Genomic DNA, 256 nt, shown 5'->3' with positions numbered 1-256 from the left:
CTCAATCGGTCAAGGACGTAACGTCTCGTCTGTATCTGAGCATATCGGCGTCGTTAATCCGAAAAAATGTACATTCGTTTCTAGTATTGGAGGTATTCATCCCCGTGGTGGCATGCTCAATGCGGACCATATCTCGCGGCGCTTTGCAAAAACTTTTGGTGGCGTTAGTGAAACCTTGTACGCTCCTGCTTATGTTCGCAACCCCGATCTTCGTAGAGCCTTGCTTGAAGACGAAACCGTTCAGCAAACAATGGAC

The 256-nt window shown here is 48.0% G+C and carries 1 protein-coding gene; it reads left to right on the top strand.

The genetic code is table 11. The features are described 5' to 3' along the window. A partial coding sequence (locus tag MRS74_RS23640; RefSeq protein ID WP_306422032.1) for a sugar-binding domain-containing protein occupies nt 1-256 on the top strand: 256 nt, incomplete at both ends.

Source organism: Marinobacterium sedimentorum (assembly GCF_024267675.1).
In the GTDB taxonomy this organism is placed as follows: Bacteria; Pseudomonadota; Gammaproteobacteria; order Pseudomonadales; family Balneatricaceae; genus Marinobacterium_A; species Marinobacterium_A sedimentorum.
Note: the sequence above shows the minus strand (reverse complement) of the source record. Positions and strands in the feature narration are given on the sequence as shown.